Raw genomic sequence first — 17384 nt, forward strand, 5'->3', positions numbered from 1 at the left:
AAAACGAGCAGATCGTTACTTCACTCTCCTGCTCGTTTCATTGCATATACGAGAACATCCATATCGTGGAATAAAACTGTCTTCTCATAAACCATACCTGTTTTTCTTGCTACAAAAATAGAAGCTGGGTGATTCGGATTAATAAGAGAAATAAGTTTTTGAAGCTTAAGTACTTGAAAGCCATAATCTCGAAAAGCCGCCGCCGCTTCTTTCGCAAATCCGTTTCTCCAATACTCTGGGAGTAGCCAGTAGCCAACTTCAATCTCTTCTTTTCCCTCAACGCGTTGCCGAACAAGTCCCGCATGTCCCATTGGTTCTCCCGTTTCTCTATGCAACATTAGAAATAAACCAAGTCCACGTTCGTATCCCGGTAAGACCCAGCTTTCAAGACTTTTTTTACATTGTTCATACGTTTTTGGTGTTCCTTTCCCGATATAACGAATTACTTGATCGTTCCCCCATAAAGAAGCGTAAAAATCTAAATCATCCATTGTATATTTACGAAACTGTAAGCGGTCTGTATGAAACATGTCCTTCCTCCCTTCTTGTCGATTCTCTTTCTATAACCGAAATAGGTAATTGTACCTTTTGCACACCTTCACCTTGTGATTGTTTATGTAATAAAATAATAGAATGCTTTGCCATACTTGCAATCGAGGTGGAAACTGTCGTTATACTAGGACTCATCATCACTGACAGTTCCTGATTATCAAATCCAATCACACCAAAATCTTTTGGAATACAAATCCCCATTCGCTGTGCTTCCATAATCATTCCAGCAGCTATTTCGTCACTACCTGTAAACATTGCATCAGGGGCATTTTTCATGGATTGCATCATCTGTATCATCCGTTTTCCATCCTTTAATCCATAACAATTGCGAAATATCCATTCCTGTTGCAATGATAAATGATGCTCACATAAAGCTTTTTTATATCCTTTATATCTTTTTCGCTGCGCCTTACTTTTTAATGTGTCGTAACAAAATGCAATGCGTGTATACCCTTTTTCTAAAAGATGCTTTGTTCCTAAATACCCTGCCCGTTCTTCGTCAAATTGAACTGTTGATATCAATTCTGTTTCTACATGTTCATTGCATATAACAATCATACCTGAGGTACTTACACATTCAACCTCCTCTATTGACAAAGAAAGTGTCGTAAAAATAAGCCCATCTAGCTTCTTCGTTCTTACGTAATGGATAAATTCCCTTTCTCTCTCTGGAGCATAATTGGATTGTAATATCACAACATCATAACAATCTTCTTTTAAAATATTACTGATTTCTTGAATTAATTTACCGAAAAATGGATGATGTAAATTTGGTACTACCACACCGATTAAATTCGTTTGAAGACGACGTAAATCTTTTGCTACCGCTACAGGGACATAATTTTTTTCATCAATAATCGCTTGCACTCTTTCTCTTAATTCTGATCGAACATACGGATGATGATTGATTACACGAGAAACGGTCGCTTTCGAAACTCCAGCTAATTTGGCAATATCTTCAATTGTAGAAATTTTGACTCTCCCCCTTGACCTGTAACGCATTTCAGAATGTACAGTATATAGTAAGTTATATATCTATTATAAATGGAGTGAACTTAAATATGGGGAAAATTCAAATTTCAGGAGAAATTATTAGTGCAAAAGCTGTTGCTTTCGATAAGGATGGTACATTATTTCAAGCTATCCCGTTTTGGTATGAAATTGATAGACTGCGAAAATATAAATTTTCACAAATTGTCGGAGAGGAATACGAGTCACTTTGGGAAAAAGCAGTTGGTTTCGTACATCCTGATCAGGTTGATTTTAAAGGATTATTAGCAGTTGCACCTGAAGAAGATGAAATCATTGTTACCGCGAGCTTGTTATACCAAATTACAAAATATCCATGGCATCACTGTAAAGAACTTGCCGCTGCAATTTTTAAAGAAAGCGATGAAGAGTTATGTATCGAAAATGCTTTTCATCCGATTCAAGGAGCAGCTAATTGTATAAGTTCCTTGCAAAGCGAAGGAATTTATACAGGTATTTTAACATCAGACAATAAATTACGAACAAAAAAGTGTATCGAACTTCTTCGCGTGCCACCTCTGCATTTTCTGCTTACTCCAGAAGATGTAACATGCGGAAAGCCAAACCCAGAGATGATTATAAAAACATGTACACAACTTGGAATTCAAACAAAGGAGCTCGTTATGATAGGAGATACTGTTGTTGATGTGAAAATGGCCAAAGAGGCAGGTAGTATTGCTGTAGGGATTGCAAATCACGAACATGCAATAGAAGAGTTAACACCGTATGCTGACTTTATCATTACAGCTTACACTGACATTCAAATTTTAACTAAAAAAACGCAGTAGGAACAACTGTCTACTCTACTGTATTCGTATCATAACTATATATATATCCAAATTAAAAAACCGACATAAAACCATTTTTTTAGGTGGGCGAGAGCATCTGGTCATGCGTAGAAGCGGTCAGGGTCTTTTTCTGCCACGCGCAAAGTTTTAAAACAAAGAAAGGCAGCAAGGCGTAGGTCCATTTTTATCTTCATGGCAGCAATTATAGGTAATAAGGGGCGTATTTTCGCTGGAACTATACCCTTTACCAAACTTCTAAATAAAATGTATGGCCGAGTAGTTACAGGATTTATATAAATAAAAAAACGTTACTCAAAGATACGCATTCTTTAAGTAACGTTTCTATTTATAGCGACTGTTCATGTTCGTTCTCCTCTAGTTTGTCACGCAGCTCTCTCACGCGGTAGAAAAAATAAAATGAGCCGCCTAAAAAAGCAGCAATCACACCCATCATGGCAAATATTTGCACCGTTTCTTTCTGTCCATTTGGGAGTAATAAACCGAGCATTAAAAATGCACCTAGTGCTAACATGACTTGACCGAAACGAATATAATCAGCAATTTTTTGCTGTAATTCTTTCATTCTTTAATCACTCCTCCTTTTCACTGTATCATATTTTCATCGTTTCGTAGGCAAGTAAATACAGCCAATGAGGGAGAAGTTTTCCATACTATTTAAACACAAATTGAAAAAGTAGGATTTAAAAACCTTTTCTTTTTAAGGGAGGGCGAGAGTATTTGGCCATGCATAGAAACGGTCAAAGCCTTTTCCTGCCACGTGCCATATGAAAACCAAGAGAGAAAGCAAGTAGTGGTCACTTTTTGTTCTGCATAGCTGTGACTTATAGTTGAAAAATTAAAAAAGAGCCGTAATCAGAGTACGGCTCTTTTTGATTTATACACCTTTATATGCTTGCTTATATACTTCTTTTAATTCTGAAATAAGCGGTAATTTCGGATTTGCTGTTGTACATTGATCTTCAAATGCGCGTTCAGAAAGTACATCAACAACCGCTTCAAATGCTTCTTTTTCAACACCTTGGCCAGCAATGCTCATATTAATATTTAATTCTTTTCCAAGAGCGATAATAGCTTGTACTAATGATTCTACTCCTTCTTCCACTGTACGTGCTGGAAGTCCAAGCACTCTTGCAATATGCGCATAGCGCTCATCTGCAATAAAGTGCTCATATTTTGGGAATAGTGCATGTTTTCTTGGTTTGATTGCATTATAGCGAATGACATGCGGCATTAAGATCGCATTAGCACGTCCATGCGGAATATGGAATTCCGGTCCAAGTTTATGTGCTAAGCTATGGTTAATACCAAGAAATGCATTTGCAAATGCCATACCAGCCATTGCTGATGCATTATGCATTTTTTCACGAGCTTCTTCATCATTGCCATCTTTATATGCGCGTGGTAAATATTTAAACACAAGTTCCATTGCTTTTAAAGCTAATCCATCTGTGTAATCATTTGCCATAATTGATACGTACGCTTCAATTGCATGTGTTAAAACATCCATTCCTGTGTCAGCAGTAACATGCGGCGGTACTGTCATAACAAACTGCGGATCCACAATGGCAACGTCTGGTGTTAATTCATAATCAGCGAGCGGATATTTGATATTGTTCTTTTTATCTGTAATAACCGCAAATGGTGTCACTTCTGACCCTGTTCCAGATGTTGTCGGAATCGCAACAAACTGCGCCTTATTTCCTAGTTTTGGATATTTACATGTACGTTTTCTAATATCTAAAAACTTTTGTTTTATACCAAAGAATTCTGTTTCTGGGTGCTCATAAAATAGCCACATTCCTTTTGCTGCATCCATCGCTGATCCGCCACCAAGAGCAATAATAACGTCCGGTTTGAAGCTTCTCATCATTTCTGCACCTTTAAATACAGTTTCATCTGATGGATCTGGTTCTACTTCAGAGAATATTTCTACTTTTACATCATTTCTATGTTGAGCTAAATAATGCGTTACTACATCAATATACCCATACTGCACCATTCCAGGATCTGTTACAATGAATGCGCGTGAAATGTTCGGCATACTTGCTAAATACTGCGTAGCGTGTTTTTCAAAATAAATTTTTGGTGGCAACTTGAACCACTGCATGTTCTTTTTTCTATTTGCAAGTCTCTTTACGTTCATTAAATGTGTTGCCGTTACGTTTTGAGAAACAGAGTTCTTTCCGTATGATCCGCATCCAAGTGTAAGTGATGGAATGAAAGCATTATATATATCACCAATTCCGCCCTGTGCTGACGGAGCATTTATAATAAGACGACACGCTTTCATACGTAGTCCAAACTGTTTTTGTACTTCTTTATTTGTAGAATGAATTACAGCAGAATGTCCTAACCCGCCAAGCTCTAACATATTTTCACAATGCTGTAATCCTTCTTCTAATGAATTCGCTTTTATACAAGCTAATACTGGGCTTAACTTTTCACGAGATAACGGATAAGCTGCACCGACTCCTTTAATTTCAGCCACAAGCATCTTTGTATCTTCAGGCACTGTAATCCCAGCTAAAGCTGCAATGTAATGTGCGGATTTCCCAACAATATCACTATTTACTGCGCATGTATTCTCATTAATAACAAGCTTTTCTAATTTTTTTCGTTCCTCTTCTGTCACAAAGTAACAATTATTTGCGATCATTTCTTGTTTCACATCATTATAGATTTCTTTGTCTACAATAATCGCTTGTTCAGAAGCACAAATCATACCGTTATCAAATGTTTTCGATAAAATCACATCATTTACAGCACGTTTCACGTTCGCTGATTTTTCCATATAGCATGGAACGTTACCTGGTCCTACCCCTAGAGCTGGTTTACCAGTAGAATATGCTGATTTCACCATTCCTGCTCCTCCAGTTGCTAAGACAAGCGCTACACCTTCATGATTCATTAATTGTTTTGTTGCCTCAACAGAAGGCTTTTCAATCCATTGAATACAGTTCTCTGGTGCACCAGCTTTCACTGCAGCATCGCGCACTGTTTTTGCAGCTGCGATAGAACATTGCTGCGCTGAAGGGTGGAATGCAAAAATAATTGGGTTTCTCGTTTTCATCGCAATGATCGCTTTAAACATTGTTGTTGATGTTGGATTTGTTACTGGCGTTACCCCAGCAACTACACCGACCGGCTCTGCAATTTCTATTACTTCCTCATGTGGATCCTCACGAATAATTCCCACTGTTTTATCATTTTTTATACTATTCCAAATATATTCAGTTGCGAAAATATTTTTAATACATTTATCCTCATACACACCGCGACCCGTTTCTTCAACAGCCATTTTTGCAAGCGGCATATGTTGATCCACACCCGCAAGTGCCATTTCATGTACAATTTTATCAATTTGTTCCTGTGTAAAACCTTCTAATGCTTGTAAAGCTTTTTGACCTTTCTTTACTAACGTCTCAATCATGCCTGTAACTTCTTGTGTTTCATTTACAATTTTCTCTTTGACTACCATGTAATTTCCTCCTATTCTGCTGTTGGACTCATAAAGTCCCTAGGGGTCTAAATATGTCCCTATTAGCTTAAAAAAATAGAACTACCTTTTCTACATGAATTTTATTATTTGTGAAATGTTTCACATAATTATGTGTGAAGCATCTCGCTTTATGTTTTTACTATACACTAGATATTTATATATGTGTGTGTCTAATTTGTGAAAAGTTTCACAAATTTAAGGTAGAATAAACAAACACTACTTCTATATAAATCTGTTTTAATGTTTCGACATATAAGTCGCTGCTATCCAGAATACATCGCGACCGCTACTAACTTGCTCCTTTTGTTTTAAACCATGGCATGTGGTAGGAAAAGGCCCTGACCGCTCCTATGCACGGTCAGATGCTCTCGTCCTTCCATAAAAAAGAAAGAGGTTTTTATGTCTTTTTTTAATTTATATACATATGGTGCTTGTTCCCTTATGCTAACGCTCGTGCTAAATCTTCAATTAAATCTTCTCCGTCTTCAATGCCAACTGAAATACGAATTAATGTATCTGTAATTCCTAGTTCCGCACGGCGCTCTGCTGGAATAGAAGCATGTGTCATTTGCGAAGGAATAGAAATTAAGCTTTCTACTGCTCCTAAACTTTCAGCAAGTGTAAAATATTGTACTTTTTCAAGAATAGTGTTTAATGTTTCTTGACTATCTACATCAAATGAAATAATTGCACCGAAGCCATTTGCTTGTTTTGCTGCTAAGTTATGGTTATGATGAGTGCTAAGTCCTGGATAATACACTTTATTTACTTTCGGATGATTTTGTAAAAACTCAGCAAGTGCACGAGCATTTGCTTCATGCTCTTCCATGCGCACTCCTAATGTTTTTAAACCACGTAGTAATAAAAAGCTATCTTGCGGCCCTAAAATACCACCTGTTGAGTTTTGTACAAAGTGAAGATCTTCTGCTAACTCTGCGTTATTCACAGCTACTACACCCGCAACAACATCACTATGACCGCCTAAATATTTTGTCGCACTATGAAGGACAATATCTGCACCAAGAGAGATTGGCGTTTGCCAATACGGTGTCATAAATGTATTGTCGACAATTGTTAATAAGCCTCGTTCTTTAGCAAGTGCTGCAATTTGTTTAATATCGGTAATTTTTAATAGCGGGTTCGTCGGTGTCTCAACATAAATCGCTTTTGTATTTGGAAGAATCGCTGCTTTTACTTCTTCTAAGTTTGTTGTATCAGCAAATGTATGTTCAATCCCAAAGCGATTCAATACTTTTGCCATTACGCGGTACGTTCCGCCGTACACATCATCTGTTAAAACAACGTGATCTCCTTTAGAGAAAAGCATCATTACTGCTGTAATTGCTGCCATACCTGATCCAAAAGCAAAACCCGCATGGCCATTTTCAAGAACAGCAATTGTTTCTTCAAGAGCTGAACGAGTTGGATTTCCTGTACGTGAATATTCATACCCTTTATGATTTCCTACACCTTCTTGTTTGTACGTACTCGTTTGATAAATCGGTACTGTTACAGATCCAGTTGAAGGTTCTCCGATATGAATACCATGAATTAACTTTGTTTTTGTTCTCATTTTATTCCCATCCTTTGTATATATGCTTACTCAAATAGCGTTCGCTGCTATCTGGAAAAATGGTTACAATATTTGTTCCTGGCTTTGCTTTCTCAGCTTCTAATAAGCTTGCATGAAGTACTGCCCCCGAAGAACTGCCAACGAGGAGCCCTTCTTTTTGCGCCAGGTGTTTAACACTTGAAAACGCATCACGATCCGAAATCGTATGAATGGCATCAAAATATGTTGGATTAAGAAATGGTGGTATAAACTCAAGCCCAATTCCTTCTGTCTCATGAGAACCGGCTTCGCCCCCATTTAAAATAGAGCCTTCTGGTTCAACAATTACTGTTTTAATTTGTTGATTTTGCTCTTTCAAATATGATGCCGTTCCCATAAATGTTCCACCGGTACCAGCACCAGCGACAAATATATCAATATGTCCATCTAGTGCCTCCCACAGTTCAGGCCCTAACGTTTTATAATATGCACGTGGATTTGCTTCATTTGCAAATTGACATGGAGAATACGAATTTGGAATTTCTTTCAGAAGTTCTGCTGCTTTTTCAATAGCACCTGTCATCCCTTGTGATGTTGGTGTATGGACAATTGTTGCACCAAGAGCTTTCATAAGTTCTTGTTTTTCAATACTAAATTTTTCCGGAACGCAAACGATAACATGTAAATCATGCTCAAGTGCTGCCAGTGCCAGTCCGATTCCTGTATTGCCAGCTGTCGGTTCAATAATGGTTCCCCCTGGCTTTACAAGCCCTTTCGTAAGAGCATCCTCAATTAATTCTCGACCTAACCGATCTTTCACACTTCCGCCTGGATTGAAAAATTCAAGCTTCGCAAAAATTCGAACACCTTCTGGAAGTAAAAAGCGCGTAATCTCAACGAGCGGTGTATGTCCGATTAGGTCATGAACACTGTGATACACTTTCATCGTATTTCCTCCTTACCTAACCCCTCAAAAGAAAAGGCAACTGTATGTAGTTTCTATATATGAAACAGTTGCCTTTTTGCTACATTATTGTAACTCTTCTAATACTTTTACAATAAAGTTTGTAGAATGAAGAGCTGCTTGATCTAAAAACTGCTCAAACGAAACATCTGATTCCTTACCAGCAATATCAGAAAGTGCACGAATGATAACAAATGGTACTTTATATTGATAACATACTTGTGCAACTGCCGCAGCTTCCATTTCTACTGCATACAGATCAGTAAACTTCTCACGAATAAATGAAACGCGGTTTGGATCGCTCATGAAAGAATCTCCTGTTGCAATCATACCTTTAACAACTTGAATTCCTTCTGCTGTTTGCATACATTTTTCAGCTAATGCAACAAGTTCTTCATCTGCTGGAAATCCTGCTGGCATTCCTGGTACTTGACCGTATTCATAGTTAAATGCTGTTACATCTACGTCATGATGACGAACTTCTGTTGAAATGACAACATCGCCTACGTTTAAAGAATGATGGAATCCACCAGCTGAACCTGTATTAATAATTTTTTCCGGCTGATAACGTTCTAATAAAATCGTCGTGGACATCGCTGCATTCACTTTGCCGATACCAGATTTTAACAAGATTACTTCATGCCCTGCTAATGTACCTTTCGTAAATTCACAACCCGCAACTGTTTCTGTTTCTGCTTGTTCTAACTTGTCACGTAAAATACGTACTTCTTCTTCCATTGCTCCAATTACAGCTATTCTCAATCTAATCCCTCTTTCTATTGCTTCGTTGCCTCCATTACCCAAACATAATGATTCATACGAGTAAATGTGACATGAAAGCCATTGTTTTCAAAAATAGATTGCATGACTGGAATACGCGTATAATATTCCGTTTGTAAATCATTTACTAACTCATAAAACCCTCGCTCTTGTGCATATTCAATAGTTTTATCATATGCTTCCTGATCTACAAATATCGTGTCAGCAAACACTATTTTACCACCTTTGTTTAGCAATTGACTATACTTCGCAATTGCTACATTTTTTTCTTCATCAAGCAAGTGGTGAAACGCATATGTGCTGACGATTGTATCCACATGCGAAGGAGTGACAAAGTTCAAGAAATCACCTTCTGTAATCGATACTTCTTTTGGAAGCTTTTGCTTCGCAATTGTACGCATTTCTTTTGATGGCTCTATACCGTAGACAGCGCGACCAGCAGCTAATAATCTATTTGTTAAATTGCCAGTACCAACACCAAATTCTAAAACATTACCAAAAGATTTATTTACTACATCCTCTAAAATCTCCTCATAATGAGCGAAAACTTCTTTATACTGTATATCTTCACCCTGTACGAAAGAATCGTACGTATGAGCCCATTGATCAAATAGTTCATTAAATTCTGTTCCCATAGAAAATTCCCCTTTTTCTTATCGGATTTATCAGTATAATATGCCTTATTCGTTAAAAAGTCAACAAAAATGCACATGGTATTTCTTAATTTTCTTTGATAAACTAAACTATGAACACGCAGAAAGAGGTGCTCTTCATGTCGTTTACATTCGAAATGATAGAAGATAAAGTTGAGTTTTTCGAGGCAGCTAACTTAGCATTGCTAGAAAAGAAAATCAATGAACAAATTGATAATAATAAGGCACTTATGCTAGAAGTGCATCACGTTTCGCATCAAATGATAATGGATCCTGAAAGCAAACGGCCATATTATAGCGCTGTTGTCCACTTTAAATTTAAAAAATTGCGTTAAAAAAGGAGAGAGGCTCTATCACCTCTCTCCTTTTTTAATTCAGGGTTTGAACAAGCGTTGGTTTCCAGCCCTCATCCTCTACCCAATCAATATTTACATAATATTTGTTTCCAGTTTGTTTATCTGTTACTCTACCGTATGCTTTCTGTTTTCCGCTATTTCCAATTCGGTTAATCACCAACTGATCTTCTGGGATATCAATTGCATAAGCAATCGCTTTTTTCATCTCATTCCAATCTACGCTTCCTTGTTGGAACGTCATTGCTGGTGATTGCCCTTGCTCAGTACCAACTGGTTTCCAAGCTGATTTTGTATATGCTTCTTTTGCTTGTGCAATTGTTTTCTCTGCGGATACTTTTTCATTCTCTTTTGCTTTCGCTTCTTCTTCCTCTTTCTTCTTTGCTGCTTCTTCTTTTTTCTTTTGTTCCGCTGCTTTTGCTTCGTCTTTCTTCTTAGCAGATTCTTCTTTTTCTTTCTTTTTTGCGGCTTCTTTTTCTTTTTCAGTTTGCTGCGTTACTTTTTTATCACTAGAAGCAGCCTGCTCTGTATTATCAGAAGTAAAGAATAGTTGATATGCTACAATTACTACTGCTAATAGTACGATAGCAATTGCAATATTCAATACACCATTTTGACGACGTTTTTCTTGTTTTTGCTGAAATCTAGATCCACCTGCCATCATTCAAACCTCCATGACGATTTTCATACTTGTTATTGTAACATCAAATGCCAAAAGGGTGAAGAACTATCACTATATTTCTTACTACTTTCTCTGCTGTTCCCACTTATAAATAGCGTCTACATAATCAACAAAAATGTGTGTGACAGCATTTTCTTGGCGATTCGTCTCCAAATCAACAACAACTAACGCATAGCGAGGGTTTTCATACGGAAAATAACCAGCAAACCAACGATTCTCACGATTTTCTTTCCCTGTTTGTGCGGTTCCTGATTTTCCCGCTACTGTAAATGGCAACGATTGATATGCAGAGCCGGTACCGTTCGGTGCCGTTACAACGCTTCTTAACAGCTGCTGTACTCTCTTTATTGTGCTACTTGAGAGTGTTTTCCCTCCCAACATATGATCTTCAAAATGAAATAAATTCGTTCCATTTTTATATGTAATATCTCGAACAGCTTTTACTTCTTTCTTTTCGCCTCCCCTCGCAATTGTTGCCATCATATTGGCAATCGCTAAAGGAGAGATCTTCACATCCTTTTGTCCAATTGCTGTTTGAGCAATTGCCTTATGACTCCTCTTAGTTTCTTCTTCATTCCAAACAATTGCTTTCTTTTCTTCTAGCAATTGTTTAAATCGAGGCGTATGAAACAATTGACCTTCCCATCCTACTGTCTCACTCGCTCCTAGCGCCCCTAAATACGTTTCCATGATATGTTGATCTTTTCGCATCAATTCATCACCAAGTAACGCAAATGTTCTATTACAACTCCTAGAGAAACTATCTGTAAAGCTTAATTTTCCCATCATAACCTGCGGAGCATATTCGCCATATAAATCTGTATCGCAGTTAAACATACGATGAGATTGAATCATTCCGTTATCAATTACTGCCGTTGCAATAACTGTTTTAAAGACAGAACCAGGAAAATGCGGTGTTAGCATCTGATTTTCCAGTCTCTGTTTATATGTATGTTGATTGTTCATCTGCAATGATGGTTTACTCACCATTGCTACAATTTCACTCGCCTGTACATCCAATAATACTAATCCACCCTTTTGCAACCCATGCTTTTTCATAAGCTCTTCTGCTTTTAGCTGCAACCATTTGTCTATTGTTGTTTGAACCGTAACTGGATAAAAGGGGTTTCCAGGCGCTATATATTGCGCACGTTCTCCAAAAATCGGCTCCCCTTGCCTATCTATTTGATACAACACTTTCGTTTCACCGTCAGTTATTAAAAATTCATCAAATGATTGTTGTAATCCAGAAATACCGATGGGAGTTTTGCTAGATAACTTTTTTAATTTCTCATAACGCGTTTTAAATTCTTTCTCATTTTCTCCGACTACACCGATTAAGTGCTCTGCTTCTCGGCTTCGTTGCATTCTTACTTCGGTTGCTACCATACCTAACATACCGGTACGGTTCACCTTTTCCATTTGTTCTTTTGTTAATGGAAATGAACGATTATCTTTTTGAAATACAAATGGTTTACTTCTACTTTTCATCTGCACTTGAATATCTTTGCGAGACACACCAATTATATGAGCTATTTTCTCTAACATATCATTGTTTATTTGTACAAATGGAAAAACAACTAAAACTGGATATCTTTCTTCTCCAAGATCTTCTCCATTTCGATCAATAAAACGTCCCCTACCGTCGTCCACTGTGACTGCTTGTGTACGCTGAGTGACACTCTTTTCTATTAAATTAATATGTCTATCTGTAAATGACTCAGTAGCTATAAGCTGTATTTGCACCAATCTGCCAATTAGTAATAATATAATGGACATAAAACATAATAAGATGAAGATTATTCTCCGCTTGATTTTCATAAAAAAAACACCTCGTCTTTTCAGTTTAGACGAGGTGTCATTCTTTTTATACAAAGCAAGCTATTATTAGCGTTTATATTTTTCTTGTATAGTTTTTATTGATCTTTTGGCATCTTTAAAAATTTCTTAAGAATCGTTTTATAGTCCTCTTCATCTATTCCTGAATTTTTTGCAGTCTCAATTGAAGCAGTTGTTACTTGAGTTGCCGCTTTTAAATATTCCGAATGTAAAGCATTCATTTCATTTCTTTTTTCACTTGCATTTTCAACTGTTACAGAATCAATACATACAATCATCTTGTCTACTATCTTTAAATAATCATTTTCTGCGTCAATTAGCTTTTGGATTTCACCTTTATTACTTATTTTAGACTGTTTTAAGAAAGTAAACGCTTGATTCACTTCATCTTTGAACAGCTTATCATTATTCTTTGCCTGTTCTTGTAACATCTCCTTCATATCATCTATTGTCTTTTGATCCATTGTACCCTTTAACAAATACTCTGGATTACCAATCGCATAATCATACTTGATCGTTACATCTTGAAACATTCTCATTACAATAGCTAACTGATATGCTGGATCGAAATCTTCAAATTTCTCTCTCTTTTGTTCTTTTCCTAATTCTTGTTTTCCCTTTTCGCTAGTCGAATTTTTTGAAGATGCAGACGCCTCTTCCTTTTTTTCTTCTTGTTTCGGTTTCGATTCATTTGATGCACTTGTTTTATCATTAGATCCACATGCAGCTAATCCTGTCATCATAACACCACAAGTAAGTGCTACAAATAATTTTTTGTTCATAAACTTCCCCTCTTTCCTATCCCCTTTAAAATTCCTTTACAATTCAAAACGTAAAGAAATTCTTCAACTATAATATCAGAATGAAAGTCCTTGTATTGTCATATTCTGTCGAATAAAATAACAATTCCTTCAAAGATAGTTCCACCTTCTTTTTTATTGATCACACTATTTGATATAAAACTTGGTACTGTGAATCTTGAAATGGGGGATAAATAAAAAAGGTTCACTCCTAAGAGTGAACCTTTTTTATTATTTTACAGAGACGATCTCTACTTGCATTTCTCCACCTGGTGTTTGAATCGCTACTTTTTCACCAATTTGCTTACCTAATAAGCTTTTCGCGATTGGAGAATCGTTAGAAATTCTACCTTCAAATGGATCTGCTTCCGCGCTACCAACGATTGTATATGCTTCTTCTTCTCCATCTGGTAATTCCTTGAATGTTACAGTCTTACCTAGTGTTACAACTGTAGAATCTTCGCCGTTATCTTCAATAATAACTGCATTGCGAATCATGTTTTCAAGTTGTGTAATACGACCTTCTACAAAAGCTTGCTCATCTTTTGCTGCATCGTACTCAGAGTTCTCAGAAAGATCACCAAAGCTGCGCGCAATTTTAATACGTTCTACAACTTCTTTACGTCTTACTGTTTTTAATTGTTCAAGCTCATGTTCTAATTTTTGTTTTCCCTCAAGTGTCATAGGGTATGTTTTTTCTGTTGCCATGTTTTCCACTCCTTTTATATACCGATCCCCCGAAAAAAGAGGAGTTCCATATGAAAACTCCCCCGCCTTATAAAATAGCGAAGGTTTCTAGTACACACAGCACTAGCGGAGTTGTCACATACAACCCCGTATTTCCTTAATTCTTCCTTATATCCAAAAGATATGTATGGAAAGGTAATATAAATATGCCCTCACCTAGATGCGGGTGAGGTTGCATGTTTCATTGTATTCGATAGAAAGGGAGAAAATCCCTTCCTATCGGATATCTTTTACTATGCTATTACAAATTCACTTTTTCTTCAAGAATTGTTGCAATTTTTGTGGCCATAATATCGATTGCAACGTGATTTTGTCCACCTTCTGGGATAATAATATCCGCGAATTTCTTAGAAGGCTCAATAAATTGATTGTGCATTGGACGCACAACATTTACATATTGTTCAATAACAGAGTCCATCGTACGGCCGCGTTCTTTAATGTCGCGTTGCATACGACGTAAGATGCGAAGGTCAGCATCTGTATCAACAAACACTTTAATGTCCATTATATCGCAAAGACGCGGATCTTCTAAAATAAGAATTCCCTCTAAAATAATTACATCTTTCGGTGCAACTGGAATAATTTCTTCCGAACGTGTATGCAATGTATAATCATATACTGGCTTCTCAATTGCCTTATACTCCAGCAACTGCTGCAAGTGCTCAATTAACAAGTCATTATCAAATGCTAATGGATGATCATAATTTGTTTTTAAACGCTCTTCCATTGGCAAATGGCTTTGATCTTTGTAATAATAATCTTGCTCCAAAATTAAAATCGAATGACCTTGAAAATGATCAAAGATTGCTTTTGTTACACTCGTTTTACCTGATCCTGAACCACCAGCAATTCCAATTACAACAGGCTTGTTCGTCCCCATTCAACTATCACTCTTTCTTATTGAAGTATGCTTTTTCGCATCATGTTGTTCACATACACTGGTCGATCCACTTTGAATTTCACGATTTGCAACGGATGTCTCGCTGCGTCTAATTCGTTTCCATCCTCATCCCAAATTTTTTCCACCGTTTGTGTAAAGTTTTCAATTTCTGGTCCAAAAAACTCAACTTCCTGACCTGGCTTGAAGTAGTTACGCTGCTCAACTGTCACAATGCCTGTTTCTTCATTATAATCTAACACTAAACCAGCAAAATCATACGTTGTTTTCTTACTATGATTTCCATACATTTGTTCTAAGTGCCCTGGAACTCCTTCAAAGAATGCAGGAGCTGTATCACGATTTGCGCATTTATCAAGCTCTTCTAACCATTCTTGTTTAAACTCGAAGTTGTCTGGATCCCCGCAATACGTATCAATTACTTTGCGGTATACAGTTGCCACAGTTGCAATATAGTGAATAGATTTCATGCGGCCTTCAACTTTCAAGCTGTCAATTCCGATTTCAATCATCTTCGGAATTGATAAAATAAGATTTAAGTCTTTTGGACTCATTGCAAACGGAGCATCCTCTTCCTGGAATAGAGGAAGTTCTTGTGCTTCTTTATGTTGCGATACTGTTTGAATTAAATCATAATCCCAGCGACAAGACTGACAGCAACCACCGCGGTTTGAGTCACGCGCTGTCATATGATTACTTAATGTACATCTTCCAGAGTAAGCAATGCACATCGCACCATGAATAAATGCTTCAATTTCAATATCCACTTTTTCTTTAATTTCTTTCATTTCCTCATAGCTTACTTCACGAGCAAGTACAAGGCGGTGCAATCCTTCTTCTTTCCAATACTGGGACGCTTTCCAGTTTGATAATGATTGCTGTGTACTTAAATGAATTTCCACAGAAGGAGCTACGCGCTTACATGTTTCGATGATAAGAGGGTCTGCAACGATTATACCTGTTACACCTGCTTTTTCAATCCCTCTTAAATATTCTTCTAACCCATCCATGTTTTCATTATGAGCAAAGATATTTGTTGTAACATATATTTTTGCACCGTACTTCTTTGCAAATTCAACGCCTTCAGCCATATCTTCTAACGTGAAGTTCCCTGCATTCGAACGAAGACCAAATTCTTGTCCTCCTAAAAATACAGCATCTGCGCCGTAATGAATAGCTATTTTTAATTTTTCTAGGTTTCCTGCGGGCATTAATAACTCAGGTTTTTTTACAATAACACGCTTTCCGTTAATGACGCGTGAAATTTCTTGAAAACTCATGTGCGTTACCTCCTATTTTAATAAACCGTTTCTTTAAAGAAGAACCCTGTATCTAACGGACGATTTACTGGTTGTAATTCCTCAATCTCTTTATATAAGTCGTCTTTCACATCGTAATATGCGTCGCGATTTTCTACACATAAATCAATCGCCTTACGATATTTCTTTGTCACTTCAATGATATACTCAGAGCTTTTTAATACACCCTCAATTTTTAAACTATCAATTTCTGCATCAATTAACTCTTCTAGCTCGTCGATGAAGCAAATGTCATTTGGACTCATAATGTGCGTACCGTTTTCATCTTCATAAATTGGGTACTTATTGTTACGCTCTGCATCATGCAAGAACATGTTTTCTTCGTATTTCTTCTTCTCGATTTCCATTTCACGACCTTGATATTCGAAGTAGTTTCCTACTAAAGAACGCTTCGACTGGAACATACATGTCATACCATGAATTTGTACTTCTATTTCTACTTCTGCATGTTCTTTTAACTCAACAATTGCATCTAAGCTTAATTCACGAGCTAACACAGCGCGCTTTGCACCTTTACGTCCCCAGTAATTACATGTAAACCAGTTCGTTGCCGTTGTTTCTGTATTCCAATGCATTTTCATATTTGGGGCAACTTCACGCACCGTCATTAATACAGCTGGATCTCCAAATACAACCGTATCTACGTTTACTTCTTGTAAAAATGAAACGTAATCTTTTAAAGCCTCTACTTTCTCATTGTGGAACATTGCATTCATTGCGACATATACTTTCATATTATTTTCATGTGCAATCGCTACCGCTTCTTTTACATCTTCGCGAGAAAATTCGCCGGCTAAACGTAAGCCAAACTTTTGTTCACCAATCATCACTGCATCTGCGCCTGCTTTTGCAAGTGATTCGATATCCGCCACTGTTCTTGGCGTTACTAACAACTCAGGTTTTTTCAT

Annotated in this window: 17 protein-coding genes; 2 read left to right on the plus strand and 15 right to left on the minus strand. The window is 37.1% G+C overall.

Going from position 1 to position 17384, the window contains the following annotated elements; translation table 11 throughout:
* Positions 1 to 20: 20 nt before the first annotated feature.
* Together BM350_RS04760 and BM350_RS04765 are read right to left on the minus strand one after the other, a co-directional pair.
* Positions 21 to 530: a GNAT family N-acetyltransferase gene (locus BM350_RS04760; protein ID WP_090916773.1), complete on the minus strand. Its 510-nt coding sequence runs from the start codon at positions 528 to 530 to the stop codon at positions 21 to 23.
* Positions 499 to 1554 (minus strand): LacI family DNA-binding transcriptional regulator, encoded by a 1056-nt coding sequence (locus BM350_RS04765; RefSeq protein WP_175483383.1) that lies wholly within the window; start codon positions 1552 to 1554, stop codon positions 499 to 501. Before BM350_RS04765 ends, BM350_RS04760 begins: the two co-directional genes overlap by 32 nt.
* A 59-nt stretch (positions 1555 to 1613) precedes the next feature.
* Between BM350_RS04765 and BM350_RS04770 the strand changes: the two genes are divergently transcribed.
* Positions 1614 to 2369 (plus strand): HAD family hydrolase, encoded by a 756-nt coding sequence (locus tag BM350_RS04770; RefSeq protein ID WP_090916775.1) that lies wholly within the window; start codon positions 1614 to 1616, stop codon positions 2367 to 2369.
* A gap of 346 nt (positions 2370 to 2715) precedes the next feature.
* Here the strand turns inward: BM350_RS04770 and BM350_RS04775 are convergent, their stop codons facing one another.
* The 6 genes from BM350_RS04775 to BM350_RS04800 all read right to left on the minus strand — a co-directional run bounded on the left by BM350_RS04775 (position 2716) and on the right by BM350_RS04800 (position 9820).
* Positions 2716 to 2952 carry a YrhC family protein gene (locus BM350_RS04775; protein ID WP_090916777.1) on the minus strand — a complete coding sequence of 79 codons (237 nt, stop codon included), beginning with the start codon at positions 2950 to 2952 and terminating at the stop codon, positions 2716 to 2718.
* A 312-nt stretch (positions 2953 to 3264) separates the two neighbouring features.
* Positions 3265 to 5868: a bifunctional acetaldehyde-CoA/alcohol dehydrogenase gene (gene adhE, locus BM350_RS04780; protein WP_090916778.1), complete on the minus strand. Its 2604-nt coding sequence runs from the start codon at positions 5866 to 5868 to the stop codon at positions 3265 to 3267.
* A 460-nt stretch (positions 5869 to 6328) separates the two neighbouring features.
* Complete coding sequence (locus tag BM350_RS04785) at positions 6329 to 7462, minus strand: bifunctional cystathionine gamma-lyase/homocysteine desulfhydrase (RefSeq protein ID WP_090916780.1); 1134 nt, start codon at positions 7460 to 7462, stop codon at positions 6329 to 6331.
* A 1-nt stretch (position 7463) separates the two neighbouring features.
* Positions 7464 to 8387 carry an O-acetylserine dependent cystathionine beta-synthase gene (locus BM350_RS04790; protein WP_090916782.1) on the minus strand — a complete coding sequence of 308 codons (924 nt, stop codon included), beginning with the start codon at positions 8385 to 8387 and terminating at the stop codon, positions 7464 to 7466.
* Positions 8388 to 8471: 84 nt separating this feature from the next.
* Complete coding sequence (gene mtnN, locus BM350_RS04795) at positions 8472 to 9167, minus strand: 5'-methylthioadenosine/S-adenosylhomocysteine nucleosidase (protein ID WP_090916784.1); 696 nt, start codon at positions 9165 to 9167, stop codon at positions 8472 to 8474.
* A 14-nt stretch (positions 9168 to 9181) separates the two neighbouring features.
* Positions 9182 to 9820 (minus strand): class I SAM-dependent DNA methyltransferase, encoded by a 639-nt coding sequence (locus BM350_RS04800; protein ID WP_090916786.1) that lies wholly within the window; start codon positions 9818 to 9820, stop codon positions 9182 to 9184.
* Between the two features lie 137 nt (positions 9821 to 9957).
* Here BM350_RS04800 and BM350_RS04805 point away from each other — a divergent pair, with 137 nt between their 5' ends.
* On the plus strand, positions 9958 to 10173 hold the full coding sequence (locus BM350_RS04805) for a YrzA family protein (RefSeq protein ID WP_090916788.1): 216 nt from the start codon (positions 9958 to 9960) through the stop codon (positions 10171 to 10173).
* 34 nt (positions 10174 to 10207) lie between these two features.
* Here BM350_RS04805 and BM350_RS04810 read toward each other — a convergent pair whose 3' ends face one another.
* The 7 genes from BM350_RS04810 to BM350_RS04840 all read right to left on the minus strand — a co-directional run bounded on the left by BM350_RS04810 (position 10208) and on the right by BM350_RS04840 (position 17384).
* Positions 10208 to 10852 carry a YrrS family protein gene (locus BM350_RS04810; protein ID WP_090916790.1) on the minus strand — a complete coding sequence of 215 codons (645 nt, stop codon included), beginning with the start codon at positions 10850 to 10852 and terminating at the stop codon, positions 10208 to 10210.
* A gap of 84 nt (positions 10853 to 10936) precedes the next feature.
* Positions 10937 to 12694 carry a peptidoglycan D,D-transpeptidase FtsI family protein gene (locus BM350_RS04815; RefSeq protein ID WP_090916792.1) on the minus strand — a complete coding sequence of 586 codons (1758 nt, stop codon included), beginning with the start codon at positions 12692 to 12694 and terminating at the stop codon, positions 10937 to 10939.
* Positions 12695 to 12789: 95 nt separating this feature from the next.
* Positions 12790 to 13494: a hypothetical protein gene (locus BM350_RS04820; protein WP_090916794.1), complete on the minus strand. Its 705-nt coding sequence runs from the start codon at positions 13492 to 13494 to the stop codon at positions 12790 to 12792.
* A gap of 249 nt (positions 13495 to 13743) precedes the next feature.
* The gene (gene greA / locus BM350_RS04825) at positions 13744 to 14220 is read right to left on the minus strand and encodes a transcription elongation factor GreA (protein ID WP_090916796.1); all 477 of its coding nucleotides are present in this window, start codon (positions 14218 to 14220) and stop codon (positions 13744 to 13746) included.
* A 280-nt stretch (positions 14221 to 14500) separates the two neighbouring features.
* A complete protein-coding gene (gene udk, locus BM350_RS04830) occupies positions 14501 to 15139 on the minus strand; it encodes a uridine kinase (RefSeq protein ID WP_090916798.1) in 639 nt (212 codons plus the stop codon).
* 17 nt (positions 15140 to 15156) lie between these two features.
* Complete coding sequence (locus BM350_RS04835; RefSeq protein ID WP_090916800.1) at positions 15157 to 16437, minus strand: peptidase U32 family protein; 1281 nt, start codon at positions 16435 to 16437, stop codon at positions 15157 to 15159.
* Positions 16438 to 16454: 17 nt separating this feature from the next.
* A complete protein-coding gene (locus BM350_RS04840) occupies positions 16455 to 17384 on the minus strand; it encodes a peptidase U32 family protein (RefSeq protein ID WP_090916802.1) in 930 nt (309 codons plus the stop codon).

It is taken from the genome of Bacillus sp. 103mf, from assembly GCF_900116295.1.
GTDB lineage: Bacteria > Bacillota > Bacilli > Bacillales > Bacillaceae_G > Bacillus_A > Bacillus_A bruguierae.

Bases quoted from the DNA above. Each gene is read 5' to 3' on its own strand.
- BM350_RS04760 (WP_090916773.1), bottom strand. From the start codon at position 530: ATGTTTCATACAGACCGCTTACAGTTTCGTAAATATACAATGGATGAT.
- BM350_RS04765 (WP_175483383.1), bottom strand. From the start codon at position 1,554: ATGCGTTACAGGTCAAGGGGGAGAGTCAAAATTTCTACAATTGAAGAT.
- BM350_RS04770 (WP_090916775.1), top strand. From the start codon at position 1,614: ATGGGGAAAATTCAAATTTCAGGAGAAATTATTAGTGCAAAAGCTGTT.
- BM350_RS04775 (WP_090916777.1), bottom strand. From the start codon at position 2,952: ATGAAAGAATTACAGCAAAAAATTGCTGATTATATTCGTTTCGGTCAA.
- adhE (WP_090916778.1), bottom strand. From the start codon at position 5,868: ATGGTAGTCAAAGAGAAAATTGTAAATGAAACACAAGAAGTTACAGGC.
- BM350_RS04785 (WP_090916780.1), bottom strand. From the start codon at position 7,462: ATGAGAACAAAAACAAAGTTAATTCATGGTATTCATATCGGAGAACCT.
- BM350_RS04790 (WP_090916782.1), bottom strand. From the start codon at position 8,387: ATGAAAGTGTATCACAGTGTTCATGACCTAATCGGACATACACCGCTC.
- BM350_RS04800 (WP_090916786.1), bottom strand. From the start codon at position 9,820: ATGGGAACAGAATTTAATGAACTATTTGATCAATGGGCTCATACGTAC.
- BM350_RS04805 (WP_090916788.1), top strand. From the start codon at position 9,958: ATGTCGTTTACATTCGAAATGATAGAAGATAAAGTTGAGTTTTTCGAG.
- BM350_RS04810 (WP_090916790.1), bottom strand. From the start codon at position 10,852: ATGGCAGGTGGATCTAGATTTCAGCAAAAACAAGAAAAACGTCGTCAA.
- BM350_RS04815 (WP_090916792.1), bottom strand. From the start codon at position 12,694: ATGAAAATCAAGCGGAGAATAATCTTCATCTTATTATGTTTTATGTCC.
- BM350_RS04820 (WP_090916794.1), bottom strand. From the start codon at position 13,494: ATGAACAAAAAATTATTTGTAGCACTTACTTGTGGTGTTATGATGACA.
- greA (WP_090916796.1), bottom strand. From the start codon at position 14,220: ATGGCAACAGAAAAAACATACCCTATGACACTTGAGGGAAAACAAAAA.
- udk (WP_090916798.1), bottom strand. From the start codon at position 15,139: ATGGGGACGAACAAGCCTGTTGTAATTGGAATTGCTGGTGGTTCAGGA.
- BM350_RS04835 (WP_090916800.1), bottom strand. From the start codon at position 16,437: ATGAGTTTTCAAGAAATTTCACGCGTCATTAACGGAAAGCGTGTTATT.
- BM350_RS04840 (WP_090916802.1), bottom strand. From the start codon at position 17,384: ATGAAAAAACCTGAGTTGTTAGTAACGCCAAGAACAGTGGCGGATATC.